Raw genomic sequence first — 8383 nt, 5'->3', positions numbered from 1 at the left:
CCCGACCCGCCCGACCCGCCCGACCCGCCCGACCCGCGCGGTCCCGCGGACCGAAGAGGGCGATGGCGGTAAGCGAATGCCTGATGCCGCGTGGGGCGAATGCTCTTGTGCGGCGTGTGCGCCGGACGTTCCTTACAGGTGTGGGACCGTGGGTCTGCCGATCACCGCCACTGCCCAGGGAGCGCATCCCCGTGAGCCATCTGCCGTTGCCGCCCACCCTGCCGGGCGGCGTGCTGTTCGGGTCCGGGCCGGAAGCCGTCGCGGACCCGCTGGGACTCTACACCCGCGCGCAGCGCACGCTGGGCGACGTCGTGCGGCTGCGCGGCGTGCCGGGGCTGTACTGGTACCTTATCACGCATCCGTCCGGCGTGGAGCACGTCCTCAAGACGCGCGGCAGGAACTACCGCAAGCCGGACCGATTCAACGCGCCCGTCCGCGCGCTGGCGGGGAACGGCATCCTGGCCGCCGAGGGCGACAGCTGGCTGCAGAACCGCCGGCTCATGCAGCCCGCCTTCCATCGCCAGCGCCTGGCCGGACTCGTCACGCAGATGGCGGAGGCGTCCGACGCCGCGTCCGAGCGCTGGGAGGGCGTGGCGGCACAGGGCGGGACGGTGGACGCCAGCGAGGAGATGATCCGCGTGACGCTGCGCATCGTCGGGACAACCATGTTCTCGCACGACCTGAGCGCGGAAGCGGATGCCCTGGGCGCGCCCATCCGCACGTCGCTGCACTGGGTCAGCCGCCGGCTCACGCTTCCCGTCACCGCGCCGGAGTGGATGCCCACGGCCGAGAACCGCCGCTTCATGGCGGACCGGTCTGTCGTGCACAGCACGGTGGATGCGATGATCGCCGAGCGGCGGCGCAGCGGCGAGACGCGGCCGGACCTGCTTCAGATGCTGCTGGACGCCCGCGACGCCGACACGGGCGCGGGGATGGACGACGTGCAGGTGCGGCACGAAGCGCTCACGCTCATGCTGGCCGGCCACGAGACAACGGCGGCCGCGCTGAGCTGGGCGTGGTACCTGCTCGCGCGGCATCCCCAGGCGCTGGGGCAAATGCGCGAGGAGCTGGATTCCGTGCTGGGCGGCCGCGCGCCCGGCATGGACGACCTGGCGCGGCTGCCGTACACGCGCGCCGTGTTCGACGAGACGCTGCGCCTGTATCCGCCCGCGTGGGGCCAGCCCCGCGAGTCCATCGAGGAGGACGAGATCGGCGGATACCGCATCCCCGCGGGAAAGATCGTGATGGTGTGCCAGTGGGTGACGCACCGCCGGCCGGACCTGTGGGACCGCCCGGACGACTTTGTCCCCGAGCGGTTCCTGGGCGCGGGGCCGGGAACCTTCCCGCCGTTCGCGTACTACCCGTTCGGGGGTGGCGCGCGGTTCTGCATCGGGAGCAGCTTCGCGCTCATGGAGGCGCAGGTGATCCTGGCCACGCTGGCCCAGCGCTTCGAGGTGGATCTGGAGCCGGGGCAGACCATCGTCCCCGACGCCACGTTCACGCTCCGTCCGAAGAGTGGAATCCGCATGCGCCTCCGCCGCCGTACCCCTTCACGCGCCCCCTCCGTCGCGCCCGAGCCGGTGCGCGCGTAGTCCGGCGGCGCGTGGCCGGACGCGGTGGATGGACGCAGGGACGTAGAAGGAGCGGAGACGAAGGTAGGGTGGATGGGCGGGATGGGTGTCGAGTAGGGCAGGGGAGGATGATGGCGCGGAGATGGGAGAGGCGGAAGGTGGCCGGCGATGAGAGAAAGTCGGGGCCCGTCGCTGCGCGACGGGGGGCCCTCTCCCCCGCCACCTGCGCCGCTCGTTCCTCGCGGCTCGGCGGCGACCCCTCCCCCAAACTGCGGGGGAGGGGTTGGCGAAAGGGCGAGTTTCGTCCCTTGGGGCCAAGCCCCCGACTTCCTGAGGGGCCCTCACGAGCCCTGAACACACTGGATGCGTGAGGCCCGAAGGATCTTGCCCGCGATGCTCGGCCCTCGCGCTTCGGCAGGATGGTGGGCGCGGTCCGTCGCGGAGGAGAGGCCGAGCAGGGGAGAGGAGATCCTTCGGTCGGCGCCAGGGAATCATGCACGGGCGAGGATCGCGCGGCGCCTCCCTCAGGAAATCAAAGCGGTCGATTTGAATCAGGTCTCCTCTCTCCGCGAGGAACGAGCGGGGAGAGGCCGGGAGAGGGGCGGGCTGCCGCCGGCAGGAACCCGCCCACATGCGACGAAGCCCCTCCCCGTATCCGGGGAGAGGCTCCGACGACCGACGCGCGCGGCTGGCGCCGCGAGGGGTGATCAGCCCATCAGGGTGGCCATGACGGCCTTTTGCACGTGCAGGCGGTTCTCCGCCTCGTCCCACACGCGGCTGCGGGCCCCCTCCAGCACGCCCTCGGTCACCTCCTCGCCGCGGTGCGCGGGCAGGCAGTGCAGGAAGATGGAGCGCGACGACGCCGTCTCCATCATCTCCTCGGTGATGCAGTAGCCCTGGAAGTCGGCGGCGCGCTTGGCGCTCTCCTCTTCCTGGCCCATGGACGCCCACACGTCGGTGTTCACCACGTCGGCGCCCTCGACGGCCTCACGGGGATCGTGCGTGGTGATGATGCTGGTGGCGCCGCGGGCCCGCTCCAGGATCGCGGCGTCGGGCTCGTAGCCGGCCGGGTACGCCAGGCGCAGCTCGAAGCCGAAGCGGTAGGCGGCGTTGAGCCACGAGTTGGCCATGTTGTTGCCGTCGCCCACCCACGCCACCTTCACGCCCGTGAGGTCCGTGCCGAAGCTCTCCTGCACGGTGAGCAGGTCGGCCATGATCTGGCAGGGGTGCAGCAGGTCCGTGAGGCCGTTGATGATGGGCACGGAGCCGTACGTGGCCAGGTCCACCAGGTCCTGCTGGTCGAAGGTGCGGATCATGATGCCGTCCACGTACCGCGACAGCACCCGCGCCGTGTCCTTGATGGGCTCGCCGCGGCCCAGCTGGATGTCGCGCGACGACAGGAACAGCGCGTGCCCGCCCAGCTGGTACGTCCCCACCTCGAAGCTCACCCGCGTGCGGGTGCTGCTCTTGGTGAAGATCATGGCGAGCGTCTTGCCCGCCAGGGGCTTATCGGTGTAGTCGCCGCGCTTCATCCGCGACGCCAGGTCCAGCACCTGGTACAGCTCGTCGCGGCTGAAGTCGGGGATCTGCAGGAAGTGGCGAACCGTGCGGTCGGTCATGAGCGCTCGACGTCGTTCGTTCTTGGAGAGAAGGGCGCCCCCCGCGGGGGCGGGCGCCCCAAGTATAGCACGCGCGCGCGGGCGCAGCCACCCGCGTGGAACCCCGCGGGCAGGTGAGAGTACAAGTTGTTTCTCCACAACCGTTTACGAGGAATGATGCGCGCCGGATGCACCCGCCGGCGGCTTCCCTTTTCGAACGGTCGTTCGTAGAATGATGGTCCACGCGCGCACGCGGCGCGGCGGCGCGTCCGCCTGCCCGGGCGCGCGCGCCGTCTGCCGCCGGCTCTGCCGGACCACCCCGCTCCTGCACGGATGCCGATGAAGCGCTCTTCCCCCCCTGCCCTCGTGCTGCTCGCGGCCTTCGCGGCGGCGTGCGACGGCGGCAGCCCCACGCAGCGGGAGCCCGAGGTGGCCCGCGTCTTCGTGACGCCCGCCGAGCAGACCATCAACGCCGGCCAGACGGCCCAGCTGCAGGCCCAGGCCCGCGACGAGGACAACGTCGTCGTGGAGAACACGCCGTTCACCTGGGCGAGCCTGGAGTCGAACGTGGCCACCGTCTCCGGCACCGGCCTGGTGACGGGCCTGGCGGGCGGCACGGCGCGCATCGTGGCCGCGGCGCCCAACGGCCGGGCCGATACGGCCATGGTCACCGTGTCGGCGCCCCTTGCCGAGTGCGCGCCGGGCACCGGCATCAACCTGGCCGTGGGGCAGTCCGCCACCGTCCAGGGCGCCGAGGCCGGCCTGCTGTGCCTGCCGGGCGCCGCGGCCGGCGCCGAGTACACCGTCATCCCCTTCTACGGCACGACGAGCCAGGGCAGCACCCTGCAGGTGCGCCTGGCGCCCTCGGGCGTGCGGGCCGTGGCCGGGCCGCCCACCCCCTCGCTGGCGCCGGTCTCCGGCGGCAGCACGCTGGGCGCCGCGGCGGCGCTGGCCGCGCGGGGCGACGGGGGCTTTCACACGCGCCTCAACACCCGCGCCCGCGGCTACCTGTCGGGCCTGGTGCCCGGCGCCCGCGCCACCTTCACGGCGCGCCGCTCGGGCCCGCGCATGGCCCTGCAGCAGGCGGCCCCGCCGGCCATCGGCACGGTGCTCAGCCTGAACGTGGGGCAGGAGTTCTGCACGGCGCCGGACGTGCGCGGCGGGCGCGTGGTGGCCGTGAGCAACCGCGCCGTCATCGTGGCCGACACCATGAACCCGGCGGGCGGCTTTACGCAGGCGGACTACGACAACATCGCCGCCACGTTCGACACGCTCATCTACCCGGTGAACACGGCCGCCTTTGGCGAGCCGCAGGACGTGGACGCCAACGGCCGCGCCATCATCTTCTACACCCGCGCCGTGAACGAGCTCACGCCGGCCAACGTGAACTACGTGGTGGGCGGGTTCTTCTACGGCCGCGACCTGTTCCCCAGGGTGGCCGGCAACGGCTTCCCGGCGTGCGCGGGGAGCAACTACGCCGAGATGTTCTACATGCTGGCGCCGGACCCGCAGGGCACCGTCAACGGCAACGCCCGCAGCACGGCGTACGTTCGCAACAGCACGCTGGCCACGGTGGGCCACGAGTTCCAGCACCTCATCAGCGCGTCGCGCCGGCTGTACGTGGTGCCTGACGTGGACGGCACGGACTGGAGCGAGGAGCCCTGGCTCAACGAGGGGCTCAGCCACATCGCCGAGGAGCTGCTGTTCTACCACCGCGCCCAGCGCGGCCCGCGGCAGAACCTGGGCGCCGAGGTGATCGACAACCTGCCCCTGCGCAACGCGTTCCTGGAGTTCCAGGACGCCAACTACGGCCGCTACGGCAGCTGGCTGGAGAACCCCGAGGGGGACTCGCCGTACGACGAGGCCTTTGGCGAGGTGGACGACCTGGCCACGCGCGGCGCGGCGTGGGGCTTTCTGCGGTACGTGGCCGACCAGCGGGGCGGCAGCGACAACGAGCTGTGGTACGCCCTGGTGAACAGCGCGCGGGTGGGCCTGCCCAACCTGCAGGCCGTGACGGGGCAGGATCCCGTCGCCCTCGTCCGCAGCTTTGCCGTGGCCGCGTACACGGACGACGCGGTGGCGGGCGTGCCGGCGGCGTTCACGCACCCCAGCTGGAACTACCGCGCGCTGTACGGCCGCATCGACAACAGCTACCCGCTGGAGGTGCGCACGCTGGTGACGGGCACCCCCGTGAGCATGACGATGGTGGCGGGCGGCGCGGCGTACCTGCGGGCCGGGGTGAACGCCAACCAGCTGGCCGCCGTCCAGGTCACGTCGGCCGGCGCGAACCCGCCTGCCTCCCTGTCCGTGACGGTGGTGCGCACCAAGTGAGGGCGATCCGGGCCGCCGTGCTGCTGCTGGCGCTGGCCGCCTGCACCCCCGCCGCGGCCCGCGGCGGGGGCGACGTGGTGACGGGGCGCGTGTCGCTGGCCGGCTCCGCGCCCATGGACGTGCACGTGCGGCTGCGCCCGGCGGAGGGCCCCAGCGTGTGGGTGGACGGCCCGCTCCGTGCGGAGATCGGCCGGCTGGGGGGCGCCGAGGTGGAGGTGCGCGGACGCCTTCAATCCGGCACGCTGACCGCGGATTCGTACCGCATCGTACGCGTGGACGGCCGGCCCGTGCTCATGGGCATGGTAGAGGTGGCGGACGGCGGGCTGCGTCTGCGGATGGAGGACGGGCGCGTCGTGCGGCTGGGCAGCCCCCCGCCGGAGATCCGCCCGGGCCAGAAGGTGTGGGTGCAGGGACCCGGCGACCCCGCCGTGCAGGTGCAGGTGCAGACGTTCGGCATCATCACGCCGTGAGCCGTTCCCGGCCCGGGTGTCACCCCGCCCCCGGCCGGCGCGTTCTTCCGTGGCCCGCCCGATCCATCGGCGCCGGCGCCTCCCCCCAATGGAACTTCCCATGAAGCGAATTCTCTGGCTTCCCGCCACCGCCCTGCTTGCCCTGGCCGCCTGCGAGCGCAGCTCCACGGCCGTGGAGGAGGAGGTCGCCACCGTGCAGGTCATGCCCGACCAGCGCGTGCTGGCCGTGAGCGAGACCCTGCAGATGACGGCCGTCGTCCGCGACGAAGGCGGCGAGGAGCCGTCGGACGAGCGGATGGCGGATTTGGCGTGGTCGACGAGCAATGGGGCCGTGGCCACGGTGAGCGCGGACGGCCTGGTGACGGGCGTGGCGCCCGGCACGGCCACCATCCGCGCGTCGCTGGAGGAGGTGGAGGGCACGGTGCAGGTAACGGTGGCCCCGGCGCCGGCCGCGTGCTCCACGGCGGGGGCCGTGCGGTCGCTGGACGTGGGTGGCTCCGTGGTGCTGGGCGGCGTGCAGGCGGCCACGGTGTGCCTGGACGGCGGCGCCACGGGCAAGGAGTACGTGGCCGTGCCGTTCCACGCGGGCGACCTGAACGCGGGGCTGTTCACCGTGCAGATGGCGGCGCAGAACTCCATCTCCGTGCTGGTCACGTCGCCCGGCGTGTCGCCGTCCCTGTCGCTGGCGGGCGGCCGCGCCCCGGACGAGGACTTTCACCAGGGGCTGCGGGCGCGGGCGGAGCGTGCGCTGGCGCCGTACGTGGACGACGCCCTGCGCGTGGGCCGCGGGAACGCGGACGGCCTGCGCCCCTCGTTCACGCTGGACCTGCGCAACGCGCAGGTGGGCCAGCAGGTGACGGTCAACACGTCCGTGGAGTCGTGCGGCCAGCCCAGCAACCGCACGGGCCGGGTGGTGGCCGTGGGCACACGGTCGGTGGTGCTGGCGGACGTGAGCAACCCGTCGGGCGGGCTCACGGACGCGCAGTACGCCTCGTTCGCGGCGGGCTTCGACACGCTGGTGTATCCCACCATCACGGCGGCGTTCGGCGACCCCAACGACGTGGACAAGAATGGCAAGGTCGCCATCTTCTACACGAGCGCCGTCAACGCGCTCACCCCGCCGGGAAGCAGCTCGTACGTGGGCGGCTTCTTTCACCCGCGCGACCTGTTCCCGACCAAGACCCAGGACGGGCTGTCGGCGTGCGAGGGCAGCAACTTCGCCGAGATGTTCTACATGCTGGTGCCGGACCCCACGGGCTCGGTGAACAACAACGTGTTCTCGCGCGATCTGGTGCTGCAGACGTCGCTGGGCACCATCGCGCACGAGTTCCAGCACCTCATCAACGCGTCGCGCCGGCTGTACAACGTGCGGACCACGCACTGGAACGAGGAGACGTGGCTCAACGAGGGGCTGAGCCACATCGCCGAGGAGGTGATGTTCTACCACATGTCGGGGCTGGCGCCGCGGCAGAACCTGGGGCCGGACCAGATCACGGCCAGCGCGCGGGTGCGGTCGGCGTTCGTGTCCTACATGGACCAGAACTTCCGCCGGTTCGAGAGCTACCTGGAGGACCACGAGAACCAGTCGCCGTACGACGCGGCGTCCAGCGACGACAACGACCTGGCCACCCGTGGCGCCACGTGGTCGTTCCTGCGCTACGCGGCGGACCATCGGGCCAGCGGCACGGACGCGGCGCTGTGGCGCGACTTGGTGGAGGCCGACGTGACGGGCTTCGCCAACCTGCAGCAGGCGCTGGGCACGGATCCCCGTCCCATGGTGCGCGACTGGACGACGTCGGTGTTCACGGACGACGCGGTGTCGGGGCTGGAAGCGCGGTTCACGCAGCCCAGCTGGCGCTACCGCAGCTTCTTCAACACGTACCCGGTCACCACGCGCAACTTGGCCGGCGGCGGGCAGACGAGCGTGATGATCAAGAGCGGCAGCGGCACGTACGGCCGCTTCGGCGTGGCGCCGGCGCAGACGGCCACCTTTACGGCGCGCACGTCGACGGGCGCCCCGCTTCCGTCGCAGGTGTACGTGACCATCGTGCGGACGCGCTGATCCGCATCGTTCACGCGTAGACGAATCCAGCCCTCCTCCGGCTTTCCGGGGGAGGGCTGGACTGTTTTTCTCACGCAGAGGGAGCAGAGGCAGCAGAGTACTTCATCCCTCGCGGAAACGGGGTACTCTGCTGCCCCTGCTGCCTCTGCGTGAGAATTTTGTTTCTGTTTATTCGCGCGGAGGCAGATTCATGGCCTCGGCGATGAGCTCGTAGGAGCGGACGCGGGACGGCCAGTCGTGCGTCACGGTGACGATCATCAGCTCGTCCAGGCCATAGCGCGCGGCCACGCGATGCAGCTCGTCGCGCACCTGCGCCGGGTCGCCCGCGATCATCCGCGTGCCGTCCTCGCC

The 8383-nt window shown here is 71.7% G+C and carries 5 protein-coding genes and 1 pseudogene; 4 read left to right on the top strand and 2 right to left on the bottom strand.

Annotation, left to right across the window (positions count from 1 at the left end; genetic code table 11):
* The first annotated feature begins 191 nt into the window (after positions 1-191).
* Positions 192-1592 carry a cytochrome P450 gene (locus VFZ20_RS01015; RefSeq protein ID WP_329681947.1) on the top strand — a complete coding sequence of 467 codons (1401 nt, stop codon included), beginning with the start codon at positions 192-194 and terminating at the stop codon, positions 1590-1592.
* A 686-nt stretch (positions 1593-2278) separates the two neighbouring features.
* Here VFZ20_RS01015 and argF read toward each other — a convergent pair.
* Positions 2279-3190, bottom strand: a complete 912-nt coding sequence (argF, locus tag VFZ20_RS01010) for an ornithine carbamoyltransferase (RefSeq protein ID WP_329681946.1) — start codon at positions 3188-3190, stop codon at positions 2279-2281.
* A gap of 318 nt (positions 3191-3508) precedes the next feature.
* On the opposite strand from argF, the gene VFZ20_RS01005 reads away from it, so the two are divergent.
* From VFZ20_RS01005 to VFZ20_RS00995, 3 genes are all read left to right on the top strand, one after another.
* The gene (locus VFZ20_RS01005; RefSeq protein WP_329681945.1) at positions 3509-5500 is read left to right on the top strand and encodes an Ig-like domain-containing protein; all 1992 of its coding nucleotides are present in this window, start codon (positions 3509-3511) and stop codon (positions 5498-5500) included.
* Complete coding sequence (locus VFZ20_RS01000; RefSeq protein ID WP_329681944.1) at positions 5497-5970, top strand: hypothetical protein; 474 nt, start codon at positions 5497-5499, stop codon at positions 5968-5970. The genes VFZ20_RS01005 and VFZ20_RS01000 overlap by 4 nt, the downstream gene beginning before the upstream one ends.
* A gap of 100 nt (positions 5971-6070) precedes the next feature.
* Positions 6071-8032 (top strand): Ig-like domain-containing protein, encoded by a 1962-nt coding sequence (locus tag VFZ20_RS00995; protein ID WP_329681943.1) that lies wholly within the window; start codon positions 6071-6073, stop codon positions 8030-8032.
* A 168-nt stretch (positions 8033-8200) separates the two neighbouring features.
* On the opposite strand, the pseudogene VFZ20_RS00990 reads toward VFZ20_RS00995, so the two are convergent.
* Positions 8201-8383: pseudogene (locus tag VFZ20_RS00990) on the bottom strand (LLM class flavin-dependent oxidoreductase); the annotation flags it as partial.

Source organism: Longimicrobium sp., from assembly GCF_036280135.1.
Classification (GTDB): domain Bacteria; phylum Gemmatimonadota; class Gemmatimonadetes; order Longimicrobiales; family Longimicrobiaceae; genus Longimicrobium.
This window is presented reverse-complemented; position numbering and strand designations above follow the sequence as displayed.